Genomic DNA, 16,305 nt, shown 5'->3' with positions numbered 1-16,305 from the left:
CAGAGAAGAGGCCCGGTCGGTTCATGGAACACTCGGCAATCACTATCAATACCATAGCTGCTCACGCTTTATAGATAAGCGCTAGAGCCCCATAGCACCCTTAGCCCCCCGCAGCCCCCTGCGGCACATGGTTGCGCAGCAGCCACCGCGTTTCCCGCGTGGCCTCGGTGTCCGGGTGGCGGGACTCCAGCGTGGCCAGCACGCGCAGGGCCATGTCGGCGCGGTTCATGCCTTGCAGCAGCACGCGGGCCACCAGTTCATAGGCGGCGGGCACGCTGTCGTGGTTTTTGAAGCGGCGGTCAAAGCCCTGCAGCAGGGCCAGCGCGTCTTTGGCGTTGTTGGCATTCCAGGCGGCTTTGGCCAGGTTGAGGGTGGCGTTGGCGTCCTGCAGCGCAAACTGGGCGTCCTTGGTCCGGCAGGTTTGAAAGACCTTGAGCGCTTCGCCGCCCTGGCCCGAGCGCAGCAGCAGCGGGATGTAGCGCTGGGCATGGTCCAGCAGGGTGGCGGTTTTGCCTTCGGCCAGCGTCAGCACACGGTGGTAGCGGCGCTGTGCGGGCACTTCGTCGCTGCGGGTGCGCTGGTCTTCGTAGGCTACGCCCAGGGCGCCGACCATGTCGCCCGCGGTGATCAGCGCGGCCACGTGTGCGTCGGTGGCGTCTTGCTCGATCTGGCGGGGGCTGCGGCGGTCCACAGGGGCGCCGTCGTCGTCCAGGCCTGCGCCGGGCAGCAGGTCAATGCCAAAGGCTGCGTGGTTCTGGTACATCGCGTAGCCCAGCAGGCTGGCCATGACCCAGCTGAAATAGATCAGCAGCCAGTTGACGATGGGCAGCAGGATCCAGCCCTTGAAGATAGGCACCAGCATGCCCAGCGCGATGAAGGTGCCCTGGCTCAGCAGGAAGAGGAACAGGCACAGCAGCAGGTAGGGCCAGCCAATGGTGCGCACGGCGTTCCAGGCGTTGGCGGGGTTCAGGGTTTCGGTAAAGCTGCAGGTCTGCACCAGCACGATCTGCGTGGCGGGCAGCAAAAAACACATGGCCAGCCAGGCCAGCGTGCCCAGCAGGGGGTTCAGGCGCTGCAGCCAGCCCACTGCCATGGCTTGCACGATCAGGATGGCGAACAGCTTCCAAGGAAGGTTCTTCCAGTCCGGGTCCAGCTCGGAAGGGTAGTCTGCGGCCTTGTAGATGCCGCGTGAGCCCAGGGCCGTGACTTTGAATCCGTAGCGCGATGCGGCCAGCAGGATGCCGATCTCCACGATCAGGATGCCCAGGGCGTCGGGCACAAAGAAGATCAGCTTGAACAGCAAGCTGGAGAGCGCCAGCAGCACGCTGTACATCAGCGGCTTGGGTTGCAGCGGAAACGCGAAAAAGGTGTTGATCTGGTGCCAGAACGGACGGGGCGTCTTTGCGGTTTCGCGCTGCATGGGGTGCCCCGGGCTTATTTGGAGAAGAAGTCGGACTGCGACATCCCGCGCCCGCCCGCCATGCGCACCACGGTGCGCTGGTCGGAGCGCAGGAGCTTCATTTGCCCCATTTCGCGCACGAGTTGCTCGTTGAAGGTGGAGCTGAACTGCATGACGGTTTCTCCCATCTTCAGCAGGCTGGTGCCTTTGACCTTGGCGCTTTTGCGGCCCGGTTCGATCTCGATGCTGTCGATGTGGAATTCGAACTCGACCGTCAGGATGCCGCCCATGCGGTCACCGATCTGCTCGAACATCTGCATGCTGGCCTTGAAGGCCTCGCACTGCTGGTCGTGGTTGAGTGTGCTGCGCTGCGTCTGGCCGTTCATCACCGTCTCGTCCTGGATGATGGCCTTGCTGCTGAGCTGTTTGCACATCAGCTCAGCGTCTCGCTTGTAGAGGGCGTGCGCGCTCTGGTCGTAGTAGGCGCGCACCATTTTTTCGTCCAATGTGCGCCCACCGACAAAGTAATACCAGGCGACCGCGCACAAGGCCGCCAACAAGACGATCTTTTTCATGATTCCCTCTCTCCCGCTTTATTTTGCGGCGCAGTATACCGATGGGCTTTGTGCGGCTTTTTGCACTTCAGGCGAGGGCGAACGAGTTGTTACGTTGCATCCCCGCGCTGGATGGGGTGGCCGCGCGGCATATCGGCTACCCTCGCGGTCGAGTCGGATAGAGGGATGTCAAAAATGAATGTCTTGCAACGTGCCCTGGTGTTGTTGTCGGGGGCTTGGGTTTCGATGGGCGCACACGCCCTGCAGATCACCAGTTTTTCACCGCAGGGCGAAGTGGCCCGGGTGCGGCAAGTGGTGGCCAAGTTCGATGCGGCGGCCGTCAACTTCGGCGACCCCAAGGCGCCCGCGCCCATCAACCTGAGCTGCAGCGATGCCAGCGCCACCAAGGGCACGGGCCGCTGGACAGGCGAGCGCGAGTGGGTTTTCGACTTTGAAAGTGACCTTCCACCCGGCGTGCGCTGCACCGCAACGGTCAAACCCGGGTTCAAATCGGCCTCTGGCGCTGATCTGACGGGCGCCAAAAGCTATCAGTTCAATAGCGGTGGCCCGTTTGTGCAGACCATCCGCCCCAACCCCTACCAGGCCATCGACGAAGAGCAGTTCTTCGTGCTGCAGTTGAACGGGCCCGCCACCACCGCCAGCGTTCAGGCGAATGTGTGGTGCACGGTGGAAGGCGTGGGCGAGCGCGTGCCGGTGCGGCTGATTGAGGGCGCGCAGCGCGCCGAAATATTGAAGACGCTGGGCCTGGAAAAAAGCGCGGCGAAAGAACCCCTGCAGTACGCCACGCTGGCCTGCAACCGGCGGTTCACCTCGGGCTCGCGCATGCAGATCGTGTTTGGCAAGGGCGTGGCCACACCCAGCGGCGTGGCCAACACGGTGGAGAAGCGCTTTGACTTCAAGGTGCGCGAGCCGTTTGCGGCCGAGTTCAGCTGCGAGCGCGAGAACGCGCAGGCCGCCTGCCTGCCCATCCGGCCGATGCAGCTGTCTTTCAACGCCCCGGTGCCGCGCGGCCTGGCCACCGCCATTCGCCTCAAGTCGGCCAAGGAAACCCTGAAGCCCCAGACCGACGGCGGCATCGAGGGCCAGAAGGGGGATGCGCTGGTCAACAGCGTGCAGTTTGCGGCGCCCCTGTCTGAAAACACGGCCTTCACGCTGGAGCTGCCCAAGGACTTCAAGGACGCCTCGGGCCGCCCGCTGCGCAATGCAGACAACTTTCCGCTCAAGGTATCCACGGGTGGCATGCCGCCCCTGGCCAAGTTTGCGGCAGCGCCCTTTGGCATCGTCGAGCGTTTTGCCGAAGGTCCGCGCTCTGACAACCCCCCAGCGCTGTTGCCCGTGACACTGCGCAACGTGGAAGCCGCCCTGCGCGTGCAGGGCCTGCAGCCGGGCACCGTGAGCACGCTCAAGCCGCGCACCGACGCCGACATCATTGCGTGGTTCAAGAAGGTGCAGCGCTACGACAGCTACGTGGTGGATCGCAAGCAGGCGCGGCGCGACGTGACCGGACCGCTGCCCAAGGTGCTGGACGAAGACAAGGAGTATGTGCAGTCACGCATGCTTTCGCTGCTGGCGGGCAAGGGTGGCGTGAAGACGCTGGACTTGCCCAAGCCAGCGAGCAACGACCCGCGCCCGTTCGAGGTGGTGGGCATTCCGCTGCCGCCCGGCTTCCATGTGGTGGAGATCGCCTCGCAAAAGCTCGGCGCTTCGCTGCTGGATGAGCGCCACGGGGACGCCCGCACGATGTTCGTGCGCACCTCTGCCCTGGTGACCAACCTGGGCGTGCATTTCAAGCTTGGCCGCGAAAACGCCCTGGCCTGGGTGACCACGCTGGACAAGGGCCAGCCGGTGCAGGGCGCCACGGTGCGTGTGAGCGACTGCAAGGGCAATGAGCTGGCCAACGCGCTGACCGATGCCCAGGGCGTGGCCCGCATCGAAGGCCTGTCGTCCGACCCCACCCGCTGCGGCGATGGCGGCGACTACGGCGACGGCGGCAACGCCTACTTCGTGAGCGCGCGCCACAAGGACGAGGGCGGCGTGGAGGACATGGCTTTTACCTGGAGTGACTGGCAGCGCGGCATCGAGCCCTGGCGCTTCAACGTGCCCACCAGCAGCGACCCGCGCCCCAGCGAACGCGCCCACACCATTTTTGACCGCACCTTGTTCCGCGCGGGCGAGACCGTGTCGATGAAACACGTGCTGCGCTCGGAAACCCGCCAGGGTTTTGCGCTGCCCAAGGAACGGCCCGAAACCCTGGTCATCACCCATGTGGGCAGTGGCCAGCAGTTCACCCAGCCCGTCGCCTGGCGCGACACGGCCACGGGTGGCCTCAGTGCGCTGAACAGCTTCGCCATCCCGCCCGCCGCCAAGCTGGGGGTGTACCAGGTGGAGCTGCGCAAGGATTCCGGTGATGAACGCAGCTTCGGCTCCGGCGAGTTCCGGGTGGAGGAGTTCCGCCTGCCCGTGCTGGAGGGGCGCATCACCCCGGTCGAGAAGAAGGCCCTGGTGCGCGTGCGCTCGGTGCCCACCGATGTGCAGATCAACTACGTGGCGGGCGGCGGGGCCGCCAACCTGCCGGTGCGCGTGTCGGCCATGGTGCGCGGCAAGGCGCTGCAGTACAGCGACTACGAGGCCTTCCGCTTCACACCGCCCCGCAAGCGCGAGCAGGAAAGTGCGAACAGCGACGACGAAGAAGCTGCGGCCCGCCAGGATGCACGCGTGATTGCCGACAAGCTGCCGCTCACGCTGAACAAGGACGGTGCGGGCAAGGTCACCATCGACAACGTGCCCCAGGCCCGCCAGCCGCAGGAGCTGCTGCTGGAAGCCACCTACGCCGACCCCAATGGCGAGGTGCAGACCATCCGCAGCACGCAAGCGCTGTGGCCCGCCGGTGTGGTGGCGGGCATCAAGACCGAGGGCTGGGTGTCTGCCCGACAGAAGATCCGCTACCAGGCGCTGGCCTTGCAGCACAACGGCAAACCCGCCGCCGACACCTCGCTGCAGGTGCAGGCCATTGCCCGCATCACCACCAGCACGCGCAAGCGCATGGTGGGCGGCTTCTACAGCTACGACAATCAGACCGAAACCAAAGACCTGGGCACGCTGTGCAGCGGCAAGAGCGACGCACGCGGCCTGCTGCTGTGCGAATCCAAGCTCGACGAGCCCGGCGAGGTGGAGCTGGTGGTGACCGCCACCGACAAGGACGGCAACACCAGCGTGGCCGCCTCGTCAGTGTGGGTCACGCGCCAGGGCGAGCTGTGGTTTGGTGGCGAAGACCACGACCGCATCGACCTGCTGCCCGAAAAGAAAAGCTACCAGCCCGGCGAGATCGCCAAGTTCCAGGTGCGCATGCCGTTCCGTTTTGCCACGGCCCTGGTGGCCGTGGAGCGCGAAGGCATCATCGACACCCAGGTGGTGCAGCTCAACGGGCAAGACCCCACGGTGAGCCTGAAGGTGCAGCCCGACTGGGGCCCCAATGTGTACGTGAGCGTGCTGGCCCTGCGTGGCCGCCTGCGCGAGGTGCCGTGGTACAGCTTCTTCACCTGGGGCTTCAAGGCGCCGCGCGAGTGGTGGACCTCGTTCTGGTACGAAGGCAAAGAGTACCAGGCGCCCACGGCGCTGGTGGACTTGTCCAAACCCGCGTTCCGTCTGGGCATGGCCGAGATTCGCGTGGGCACAGCGGCCCACCAGATCGACGTGAAGGTGACGGCCGACAAGGAGAGCTACGCCGTGCGCGGCAAGGCCCAGGTCACCATCACCGCGACCCTGCCGGGCGGCAAGCCCGCTGCCAATGCCGAGGTGGCCCTGGCCGCTGTGGACCAGGCCCTGCTGGAGCTGATGCCCAACACCAGCTGGAACCTGCTCGAAGCCATGCTGCAGCGGCGCAGCTGGGGCGTGGAGACATCGACCGCGCAGATGGAAATCATCGGCCGCCGCCACTACGGCAAAAAGGCCGTGCCTGCAGGCGGTGGCGGGGGGCGCGCGCAGACGCGTGAGCTGCTCGACACGCTGCTGCTGTGGGAGCCCTCCATCCAGCTCGACGCCAACGGCCAGGCCAAGGTGACGGTGCCGCTGAACGACGCACTCACCACCTTCAAGATCGTGGCTGTGGCCGATGCCGCCACGGGCCTCTTCGGCACCGGCAGCACCAGTATCCGCGCCACGCAGGATTTGCAGATCATCAGCGGTCTGCCGCCGCTGGTGCGCGAGGACGACCAGTTCCGCGCCCAGATCACGCTGCGCAACACCACCAAGACGGCGATGAAGGTGGAGGTATCGCCTCGCGCCACGCTGCTCGACCTGAAGCCGCAGACCATCGACATCCCGCCGGAGGAAGCGCGTGAGGTCGCCTGGAACGTGACGGCGCCAGCGCAACTGGCGCAGACCCGCGCCGAGTCCATCCTGTGGGAGATCGAGGCGAAGGACACCGTGGGCGGCGCCCGCGATGCGCTCAAGGCGCGCCAGCGCATCATCCCGGCTGTGCCACTCACGGTGCAGCAGGCCACGCTGGTGCAGGTGGACGGCAGCTTCAACCTGGATGTGAACCCGCCAGCGGGCGCCATCCCCGGCCGGGGCGGCCTCAAGATGTCGCTGCAGCCCAAGCTGGCCGAAGGCCTGCCGGGCGTGCGCGACTGGTGGGCACGCTACCCCTTTGCCTGCCTGGAGCAAAAGACCAGCAAGGCCGTGGGCCTGCGCGACGGCGCGCTGTGGCAGACCGTGGTGGCGCAGTTGCCCACCTACCTCGACAGCGACGGCCTGGCCAACTACTTCCCACCGCGTGATGGGGATGGCAACCGGGGGAGCGACACGCTGACGGCCTACGTGCTGGCCGCCACGCACGAGGCCGCCAGCATCAACCCCGCGTTTGCATTGCCCGATGCCGCCCGCGCGCCCATGGAGCGTGGCCTGATCGCGTTTGTGGAAGGCCGCATCCAGCGCAGCTTCTGGAGCCCCCGCAAGGACCTGGACATGCGCAAGGTGGCCGCGCTCGAAGCGCTGTCGCGCTACGGTAAGGCCCAGGGCCGCATGGTCAGCAGCATCAACATCGCGCCCAACCAGTGGCCCACGCACACGGTGATCGACTGGGTCAACGTCTTGAAGCGCGTGACCGATGTGCCGCAGCGCGACCAGCGCCTGGCCGAGGCCATGCAGATCCTGCGCAGCCGACTGTCGTTCCAGGGCACCAAGCTCATCTTCAGCACCGAGCAGGACGACTACTGGTGGTGGCTGATGCAAAACGGCGACGTGAACACCGCGCGCCTGATGCTCGCGGTGATGGACGACCCGGCATGGAAGGACGACATGGGCCGCCTCGCCAACGGCTTCATCAGCCGCCAGCAGGCGGGCGCCTGGCACACCACCACCGCCAATCTGTGGGGCGGGCTGGCGCTGGAAAAATTCAGCGCCAAGTTCGAGGCCGTGCCAGTCTCGGGGACCACCAAAGCCGCGATGTCTGGCAACACCGCCAGCGTGGACTGGAGCAAGGTCGAACGCGTGAAGGCCAGTGACGCCACGGGCGCCGCGCACCAGACGACCTGGTTCGGCGCGCCCGCATCGCCCGGCAACCTCAAGAACAACGACATGTTCCTGGCCTGGGGCAAGGCCGGTGGCAAGGAGAACCTGGCGGTGACCCACCAAGGGCCTGGCAAGCCGTGGCTCACCCTGCAATCCGTCGCCGCCATCCAGCTCAAGGCGCCCTTTGCTGCGGGCTATGCCATCACCAAGACCGTGACGCCCGTGGAGCAGGCCAACAAGTCGCTGCCCGCAGGCCAGTACACGCGCGGCGACGTGCTGCGTGTGACGCTGGAGGTGAACGCCAGCGCCGATATGACCTGGGTGGCCATCACCGACCCGATTCCGGGCGGTGCCACCATCCTGGGCAGCGGCCTGGGCCGGGATTCGGCCATTGCCACGCAGGGCGAAAAGGCCCGCAGCGGCGCGGGCTGGCCCGCGTTCGAGGAGCGCAGCTTCGAGGCCTTCCGCAGCTACTACGAGTACCTGCCCAAGGGCACGGTCAAGATGGAATACACCGTGCGCCTGAACAACGTGGGCGACTTTGCCTTGCCGCCCAGCCGGGTGGAAGCCATGTACGCGCCCGAGATGTTTGGCGAAGTGCCCAACGCGCGGGTAAAGGTGGAGGCGGCTCGGTAAACCGCAGCGCCATGCAGCCTTCCGTTTTGAGCCTGCCCTTCAGAACAACGCCATGAGCCTCAGTGTTTTTGTGGAACTGCGGTTCTGGGTGCTGGTGGCGTTTTCGCTGGTTTTGCCTGCGGGCATTTACGGGTTGCTGCTGGCGACCCGGTCCATCTCCCGCGTGGCCGTACTCGGCTTTGGTGTGGCGCTGGTGCTGATCGCAGGGGTGGACGTGTACCTGCTGCAGTCGCTCGCGTCCCTGGCCAAAACCACGCCGTCGCTGGCCGACGACGCGGTGTTCATCTCCGAGCTGTCCATCGCGCTCTATGTATTGCCCGTGGTGTTTGGTGGCATTGGCGTCAACCTGATTTCGCACGTGCTGCTGCGCCACCTGAGCGAGGCCGAAACCCGGTTTGACCGGGAGCATCCCAATGGCTGAGCGCCGGGGGGGCGTCGTTCGACGCTGGTGCGCTGGCTGGACTCTCTGGATGGTCAGCGCATCGGCCGCCTGGGCTATTCCGGCGTTTGACGAGGTGCGAGCCGACTTCAAGCCCTCCGACACCCTCATCCTCTCCCGCGAAGGCGAGGTACTGCAGCGCCTGCGCACCGACGCCACCGTGCGGCGCGGCCAGTGGGTGCCTTTGGCGGAGGTGTCGCCCGCCCTGCGCACGGCCCTGGTGCTCAGCGAGGACAAGCGTTTTTTTGAGCACAGCGGCGTGGACTGGCGCGCCGCATCGGCCGCTGCCTGGGGCAACCTGTGGAACCAGCGCACGCGCGGGGCCAGCACCATCACCATGCAGCTGGCGGGTTTGCTGGACGGTGACTGGCGCCAGGGCCCTGGCGGGCGCACCGTGGTGCAAAAGCTGGGGCAGACGGTGGCCGCACAAGTGCTGGACCGGCGCTGGCGCAAAGACCAGATCCTGGAGGCCTACCTCAACCTCGTGCCGTTTCGCAGCGAGCTGGTGGGCATTGATGCCCTGAGCCGCACGCTGTTTGGCAAGGCCGCGCACGGGCTGGACGACCGCGAGGCGGCGGTGGCTGCTGCGCTGGTGCGCGCGCCCAATGCCCGGCCCGCGCTGGTGGCGCAACGGGCGTGCGGGGTGCTGCGCGATATGCAGGCCACCAGCGGCGCGCGCCCCGCGCAGCGCGCCACCCCAGCCCCGGCCCGTGTGGATTGCGATGCGCTGGACCTCTTCACCACCGCCGCCCTGCAGCGCCGCGCATTTGATGCGAGCGAAGGCGTGGCGCCGCACTTCGCCCGCTACCTGCTTCGCCAGCGCTCTGGCAAAGACGGCGCCGTGCCCGAGCGTGTGCCCAGCACCCTGCGCGCGCCGCTGCAGCGTTTTGCCGTGCAGAGCCTGCAGCAGCACCTGCGCGAGCTGCGCGGGCGCAATGTGGAAGACGGCGCCGTGCTGGTGCTCGACAACGCCACGGGCGCGGTGCTGGCCTGGGTGGGGTCTTCAGGGCAACTGAGCCAGGCCAGCGAGGTCGATGGTGTACTGGCGCTGCGCCAGCCGGGCTCCACGCTCAAACCTTTTTTGTATGCGCAGGCGATTGCCGAGCGGCGGCTCACGGCGGCTTCGCTGGTAGAGGATTCGCCCGCGCAGATCACCACTGCCAGTGGCCTGTACATCCCGCAGAACTACGACCGGCAGTTCAAGGGCTGGGTGTCGGTGCGCACGGCGCTGGCGGCATCGCTCAACGTGCCGGCGGTGCGCACGCTGGTGATGGTCACGCCCGACGCATTCCACCGCCAGCTCGGCGCCGTGGGCTTGCCGCTGCGCGAAAGCGGCGATTATTTTGGCTACAGCCTGGCGCTGGGCAGCCCGGAGGTGCCGTTGCTGCACCTGACCAACGCCTATCGCACGCTCGCCAATGGCGGGCGGGCCAGTCCTGTTGCGGGCACGCTCGCCAACGGCGGGCGCGCAAGTCCTGTTGCGGGCACCCTGGCCAACGGCGGACGGTCGAGTGCTGAAGCACTCTCGGATGTTGCCAAGCCGCGCTTTGCCCCTGCGCTGGACGCCCGTGCCGCCTTCATCGTGGGCGACATCCTCTCGGACGGCAACGCACGCGCCCGCACCTTTGGCACCGACAGCGTGCTGGCCACCCGCTTCTGGACGGCCGTGAAAACCGGCACCAGCAAGGACATGCGCGACAACTGGGCCGTGGGCTGGTCCGAGCGCTACACCGTGGGTGTGTGGGTGGGCAACGCCAGCGGCGCCGCCATGCACGATGTGAGCGGCACCAGCGGCGCGGCTCCCATCTGGTCGGCGGTGATGGGGTTTTTGCATGCCCGCGAGCCCAGCCGCGCCCCCAAGGCCCCCCTAGGCCTGGCCCGCACAGCGGTGCAATTTGGGCCCGTGGCGCCGCAGCCCGGCAGCCCGGACCCACGCGGCGGCGGCCAGCCGCTGGAGGCCGCGCGGGAAGAATGGTTTGTGCAGGGCACCCAGCAGGCATTTTTTGCTATTGATTCGGTAGCTATTAGCGCTTATCCATCAAGCGCTAGTGGCCAAAATGATCCTAAAAAATCTGCGCCCGATGCGGCCGCATCTCCTGCGGGTCTGCCCCCGCGCATCACCGCCCCCGCCCCGGGCACCATCATTGCGCTGGACCCCGACATCCCCCCGGCGCGCCAGCGCCTGCAGTTCACCGCCACGGGCAATGCGGTGCATTGGCGGCTGGACGGCAAAACCCTGGGCCGAGGCCCTCGGGTGGCCTGGTTGCCCTGGCCCGGGCGCCATGTGGTGCAGCTCACCGACGCGCAGGGCAAGGTGCTGGACGAGGTCCGCATCGAGGTGCGCGGAGCCGGGGCTGTGACCCCGCCACCGAGGGGCAGTGCGCATTGACCGGGCGTGGCCCAACGGCTACGGTGCTGTTTGAGAGATGGTCAGCACTGCATGAACCCTAAAATGGTTGCAAATTGTTTCCTATGCCGTTGTCCCGTCAGTTCTTTTCGCACCGCCTGCTGTGGCTCTCGCTCCTGCTCTCTCTCGGGATCGGTGCGCTTTTTGCCCGGGCCATCTGGACCATCCGCAACGACGAATGGAGCTATGCCAGCCAAAGCAATGCCAACCTGGTGCGCACGCTGGAGCAAGGGCTGAGCTGGACGCTGGATAGTTTTGACAAATCCTTGGAGGGTGTGGCCCGGGAGGTCAGCCGCCCTGAGGTGTGGGCGCTGCCCCCCGATCTGCGCGCCCGCGTGGTGTTTGACAACTCCCTGCGGGTGGGCGGTGCGGGCGATGTGTGGGTGCTCAACGCACAAGGCAATGTTGTGCTGGAGTCGGGGTCGAGTGCGCCCAGCAACGTCAGCTTTGTGGACCGCGACTACTTCGTCGCCTTCAAATCCGGAGGGCACCAGGGGGTGTTCATCGGGCGCCCGGTTCCTTCCCGCGTGACGGGGCTCAACATTCTTCCGGTGGCGCGTGCGTATTACCACGCAGACGGCAGCTTTGCGGGCGTGGTGGTGGGGGCCGTGCGGCTGAGCGTTTTCAATGAGCTGTTTGGCTCGTTGGACATGGGCCCCCAGAGTGGCGTGAACCTGTTTCGCAACGATGGGGTGGTCATCATGCGGTTTCCCTATGGTGACGCGGACGTGGGCCGCAGCCTGGCGGGCACGCCCAACATGCTGCGTTTTCAGCAAGAGGGCTCGGGTTCGTTTGTGGGCACCGCCGCGATCGACGGCGTAAAGCGCCTGTATGCGTTTCGCCCGGTGGGGCGCTACCCGCTCATCATCAACGTGGCGCAGTCCGCAGATTCCATCCTGGCCAAGTGGACCCGCAGCGCCTGGATATTGGGCGGCTTTGCGTTGCTTCTGATGGTCAGTTGCGTGGGGCTGGCCGCGCTGTTCGTGCGTGAGCTGGTGCTGCGCCAGCAGGTTTCGGCGCGTTTGGCCGAGACTGAGCATGACCTGCGGACCACCCTCGACAACGTGCCGTCAATGATTGCCTACTGGGATGCCAGTATGCACAACCGCTTTGCCAACCGGGCAGCACTGGAGGAGTTCGGCACCTACCCGGTGCCTGTGCGCGGCCGGCATATCAGCGAGCTGCTCAGCGAAACCCGCTACGCGGCCAGCAAGCCCTACTACGACCTGGCGTTGGCGGGTGCACCGCAGCGCTTTGAACGTACGGACCAGAACCCGAAAGGCCAGCCGCGGCACAGTATCGTCTCCTACCTGCCCGACGCAGACGCGCGCGGCGTGGTCACCGGGCTCTTCGTGCAAGTGACGGATATTACCGAGCGCAAGCGCATGGAGAACGAGCTGTTCGACGAGAAAGAGCGCGTGCGCCTGACGCTGCAAGCCATTGGCGACGCAGTGGTCTGCTCGGACGCGAAGGGCATGGTGACCTACCTCAACCCCGTGGCCGAGCGCCTGACGGGCTGGCAGGCCTTTGACGCAGCGGGCCGCCGCATCGACGAGGTGGTGGTGCTGCGCAGCCCCGACAACGACAGCGTGCTGGCCAGTTCGCTGCTGGTCGCCATCCAGACCGGGAAAGTCTCTGGCTCGGTGCGTGGTGTGCTGGTGCACCGCACCAGCGGCCAGCGGTTTCAGGTGGACAAGACCTCCAGCCCCATCACCGACCGCCATGGTGCCGTGACCGGCGCCGTGGCCGTACTGCGCGACGTGACCGAATCGGTGGTCATGGCCGAGCGCATGGCCCACCTGGCCCAGTACGACGCACTGACCGACCTGCCCAACCGCGTGCTGCTGCAAGACCGCGCCCAGCTGGCCATCTCGCAGGCCCGCCGCGACGGCAAGTGCCTGGCCGTGATGTACCTGGACCTGGACGGCTTCAAGGACGTGAACGATAGCCTGGGCCACGATGTGGGCGACCTGCTGCTGGTGCAGTTTGCGCAGCGCCTGAAGGCTGCCGTGCGCGCGTCCGACACCGTGTGCCGCCAGGGCGGGGATGAGTTTGTGGTGCTGCTGCCGGGGCTGGACGGCGCCGAGGCCGCCTGCCAAGTGGCGGGCAAGATCCTTGCGTCGTGCGACGCGCCCTTCGCGCTGGCGGGGCGTTTTCTGCAGGTGGGGCTGAGCGGCGGCATCGCACTCTTCCCTCAGCACGGCGATACGTTCGATGCGCTCTCGCGCCATGCCGACAGCGCCATGTACGCCGCCAAACGCGGCGGGCGCATGCGCTTCATGCTCTACCAGGGCCCGGACGCCGAGCCCGAGGTGGTGCTGGCCGCTGTGGAGGCTGGGCAGGATCCATAAGCCGCCAGAGTTTTGGTGTGGTATTTCGCTATAACTTTTATAGCTATTAGCGCTTTCCAAATAAGCGCTAGCAGCCAATTTCTTTGAAATTCTTGCCCCTCCAAGGCCCCCGCTCTCCCACCGCCTTGGAAATTTGTTGCAGCCCGCACAAATAATTTTGATGGCCCACCCGCAGGCAAGTGCCTACCATTCGGCGCAGTCCTGTCTGCCCCCTGTGCAACCCCTTTCTGGAGTGTCCGCGTGCCCGATCTGTCCAAAATCACCTGCATTGAAGACCTGCGTGTCATTGCCCAGCGCCGTGTGCCGCGCATGTTTTATGACTACGCCGATTCGGGTTCGTACACCGAGGGCACCTACCGTGCCAACGAAAGCGACTTTCAGCGCATCAAGCTGCGCCAGCGCGTGGCCGTGAACATGGAGGGCCGCAGCACCCGCACCACCATGGTCGGCCAGGACGTGGCCATGCCCGTGGCCATTGCACCCACGGGTCTCACCGGCATGCAGCATGCCGACGGCGAGATCCTGGGTGCCAAGGCGGCCAAGGCCTTCGGCATCCCGTTCACGCTCTCAACCATGAGCATCTGCTCCATCGAAGACGTGGCCCAGCACACGGGCAACCACCCGTTCTGGTTCCAGGTGTACGTGATGCGTGACCGCGACTTCATCGAGCGCCTGATCGACCGCGCCAAAGCCGCCAACTGCTCAGCGCTGCAGCTCACGCTGGACCTGCAGATCCTGGGCCAGCGCCACAAGGACATCAAGAACGGCCTCTCGGCCCCGCCCCGCCCCACCGTCGCCAACCTCATCAACCTGGCCACCAAGCCGCGCTGGTGCCTGGGCATGCTGGGAACGCCGCGCCGCAGCTTTGGCAACATCGTGGGCCATGCCAAGGGCGTGGGCGATCTGTCGTCGCTGTCGTCGTGGACGGCCGAACAGTTCGATCCGCAGCTCAACTGGGGCGATGTGGAGTGGATCAAGAAGCGCTGGGGCGGCAAGCTGATCTTGAAGGGCATCATGGACGCCGAAGACGCGCGCCTGGCCGTCAACAGCGGCGCCGATGCGCTCATCGTCAGCAACCATGGCGGCCGCCAGCTCGATGGCGCCCCATCCTCCATCGCCGCGCTGCCCGGCATTGCCGCTGCGGCGGGCAAGGACATCGAGGTGTGGATGGACGGCGGCATCCGCAGCGGGCAGGACGTGCTCAAGGCCCGTGCGCTGGGCGCGCAGGGCACGCTGATCGGCCGCAGCTTCCTGTATGGCCTGGGGGCCTTTGGTGAGGCAGGCGTGACCCGCGCGCTGCAGATCATCCAGAAAGAGCTGGACATCACCATGGCGTTCTGCGGCCACACCAACATCAACACGGTGGACCGCTCCATTCTGTTGCCAGGCACCTATCCGACCTGAGTCTTGCCGACTCGCCCTTGCAAAGGCCGCGCTGCGGCCTTTGTTGTTTCTGGCTTACCGGTGAATCCATCCTCCCTTTTGTGGCGTATTCAGCTACAGCAAAGCCCCGCAAGTCCTTGAAACCCGATCCATCCCAGAGAATGGGCGCATGAGCACCCCCCAACCAGACCGTGAACTGATGGAACTCCTCGACCGCATCGCCGCGCAGGAAGACTCTGCGCTCAAAAGGCTGTACGAGCGCACCTCGTCGCCGCTTTTTGGCCTGGCCTTGCGCATTGTGCGCAACCGCGATGTGGCCGAGGACGTGCTGCAGGAGGCCTTCCTGAGCATCTGGCGCGGCGCCGGCAACTACCGCGCATCACTCAGCCCGCCCATGGCGTGGATGGGGCTCATCGTGCGCAGCCGGGCGCTGGATGCGCTGCGCAAGCGCAGCAGCGACCGGGCCGACCTCATGAACGAGCTGGACGACGAGCTGGCCCAGACGCTGGAGGGCGATTCGCCCAACCCCATGGACACGGCCGATGCCAGCGAGCAGTCGTTTGCGCTGCACCACTGCCTGGGCAAGCTCGACCACAAACAACGCGAGGTGGTCAGCCTGGCCTATCTGCGTGACCAGAGTCACGGCGAACTGGCCGAGCAGCTCAAGTTGCCGCTGGGCACCGTGAAGACCTGGATCCGCCGGGGGCTGGAGCAACTGCGCAGCTGTATGGCGCGTTACGCCTGAGCACGGAAGGTCCACCATGAACATCACCCAACACCCCGACCTGCTCGACCGCCTGGCCGCCAGCTATGCCCTGGGCACGCTGCGCGGCGGCGCCCGCCGCCGCTTTGAAACACTGGCACGCGAACACGCCACCGTGCGCGCCGCCGCCCTGGTGTGGCAGACCCGCTGGTCGGGCCTGACCGAGCTGCAACCTGCCATCGACCCCGCCCCCGCCGTGTGGACCCGCATCGACAACCTCGTGCAGGCCGACAAGGCTGCGGCGGCCATGCAGGCTGCGCGTGTGCCCCCGGCTGCTGCGGCCCCCGGCGGATGGTGGCGCAACCTGCTGGTGTGGCGCGGTGCTGCCGCTGCGGGGGCCATCGCCACACTGGCTGCCGTGGTGGTCGGCGTGCAGGTCAATGGTGGCCTGCGTGCCACCACCGGCGCGCAGATTGCCACGCTGCAGCAGCAACTGCAGGCCACACCCCAGATTCAGTACGTGGCCGTGCTGGCCGACGACAAGGCGGACGCGTCGATGCTGGTCACCTTCGACCCCAAGAACAACCAGCTGGTGCTGCAGCGCGTGGGCGGCTTTCAGGAGGGGGCGGACAAGTCGCTGCAACTGTGGGCGCTGCCACCCGGCCAGGGCCCACGCTCGCTCGGTGTGCTGGGGCATGACAAGCTGCTCAAGCTGGTGGCCCAGGAAGGTGATGTGAAGGAAGTGCCCACACTGGCCATCAGCCTGGAGCCGCTGGGCGGCGTACCCAGCGCCACAGGCCCGACCGGGCCGGTGCTGTTCAAGGGCGCACTGATCCGCAAAGCCACCTGAACGGCACGCAGCGGGCTGCCGCGTGGGATTGCCGTATGGGGCGGCGGGACG

General features: G+C 66.4%; 9 protein-coding genes. 7 read left to right on the top strand and 2 right to left on the bottom strand.

The window, feature by feature from the left end; genetic code table 11:
* Positions 1-100: 100 nt before the first annotated feature.
* A complete protein-coding gene (locus C8C93_RS01775; RefSeq protein WP_121505718.1) occupies positions 101-1,420 on the bottom strand; it encodes a tol-pal system YbgF family protein in 1,320 nt (439 codons plus the stop codon).
* Positions 1,421-1,434: 14 nt separating this feature from the next.
* Positions 1,435-1,974, bottom strand: a complete 540-nt coding sequence (locus C8C93_RS01770; RefSeq protein WP_121505717.1) for a hypothetical protein — start codon at positions 1,972-1,974, stop codon at positions 1,435-1,437.
* 174 nt (positions 1,975-2,148) lie between these two features.
* On the opposite strand from C8C93_RS01770, the gene C8C93_RS01765 reads away from it, so the two are divergent.
* The 7 genes from C8C93_RS01765 to C8C93_RS01735 all read left to right on the top strand — a co-directional run bounded on the left by C8C93_RS01765 (position 2,149) and on the right by C8C93_RS01735 (position 16,254).
* Positions 2,149-8,121, top strand: a complete 5,973-nt coding sequence (locus C8C93_RS01765; RefSeq protein ID WP_121505716.1) for an MG2 domain-containing protein — start codon at positions 2,149-2,151, stop codon at positions 8,119-8,121.
* Between the two features lie 52 nt (positions 8,122-8,173).
* Positions 8,174-8,542: a hypothetical protein gene (locus C8C93_RS01760; RefSeq protein WP_055400618.1), complete on the top strand. Its 369-nt coding sequence runs from the start codon at positions 8,174-8,176 to the stop codon at positions 8,540-8,542.
* A 49-nt stretch (positions 8,543-8,591) separates the two neighbouring features.
* Positions 8,592-10,949: a penicillin-binding protein 1C gene (pbpC, locus tag C8C93_RS01755; protein ID WP_121505715.1), complete on the top strand. Its 2,358-nt coding sequence runs from the start codon at positions 8,592-8,594 to the stop codon at positions 10,947-10,949.
* 83 nt (positions 10,950-11,032) lie between these two features.
* The gene (locus C8C93_RS01750) at positions 11,033-13,318 is read left to right on the top strand and encodes a diguanylate cyclase domain-containing protein (protein WP_121505714.1); all 2,286 of its coding nucleotides are present in this window, start codon (positions 11,033-11,035) and stop codon (positions 13,316-13,318) included.
* Positions 13,319-13,558: 240 nt separating this feature from the next.
* Positions 13,559-14,722, top strand: coding sequence for an alpha-hydroxy acid oxidase (locus C8C93_RS01745; protein ID WP_055400613.1), 1,164 nt, complete (start codon positions 13,559-13,561; stop codon positions 14,720-14,722).
* A 148-nt stretch (positions 14,723-14,870) separates the two neighbouring features.
* On the top strand, positions 14,871-15,446 hold the full coding sequence (locus C8C93_RS01740) for an RNA polymerase sigma factor (protein ID WP_121505713.1): 576 nt from the start codon (positions 14,871-14,873) through the stop codon (positions 15,444-15,446).
* Positions 15,447-15,462: 16 nt separating this feature from the next.
* Positions 15,463-16,254, top strand: a complete 792-nt coding sequence (locus C8C93_RS01735) for an anti-sigma factor domain-containing protein (RefSeq protein ID WP_121420811.1) — start codon at positions 15,463-15,465, stop codon at positions 16,252-16,254.
* Positions 16,255-16,305: the final 51 nt, after the last annotated feature.

The organism is Acidovorax sp. 93, assembly GCF_003633835.1.
GTDB classification, from domain to species: Bacteria; Pseudomonadota; Gammaproteobacteria; order Burkholderiales; family Burkholderiaceae_C; genus Acidovorax; species Acidovorax facilis.
The sequence above is the reverse complement of the archived record's forward strand: the minus strand, read 5'-3'. Positions and strand labels throughout refer to the sequence as shown.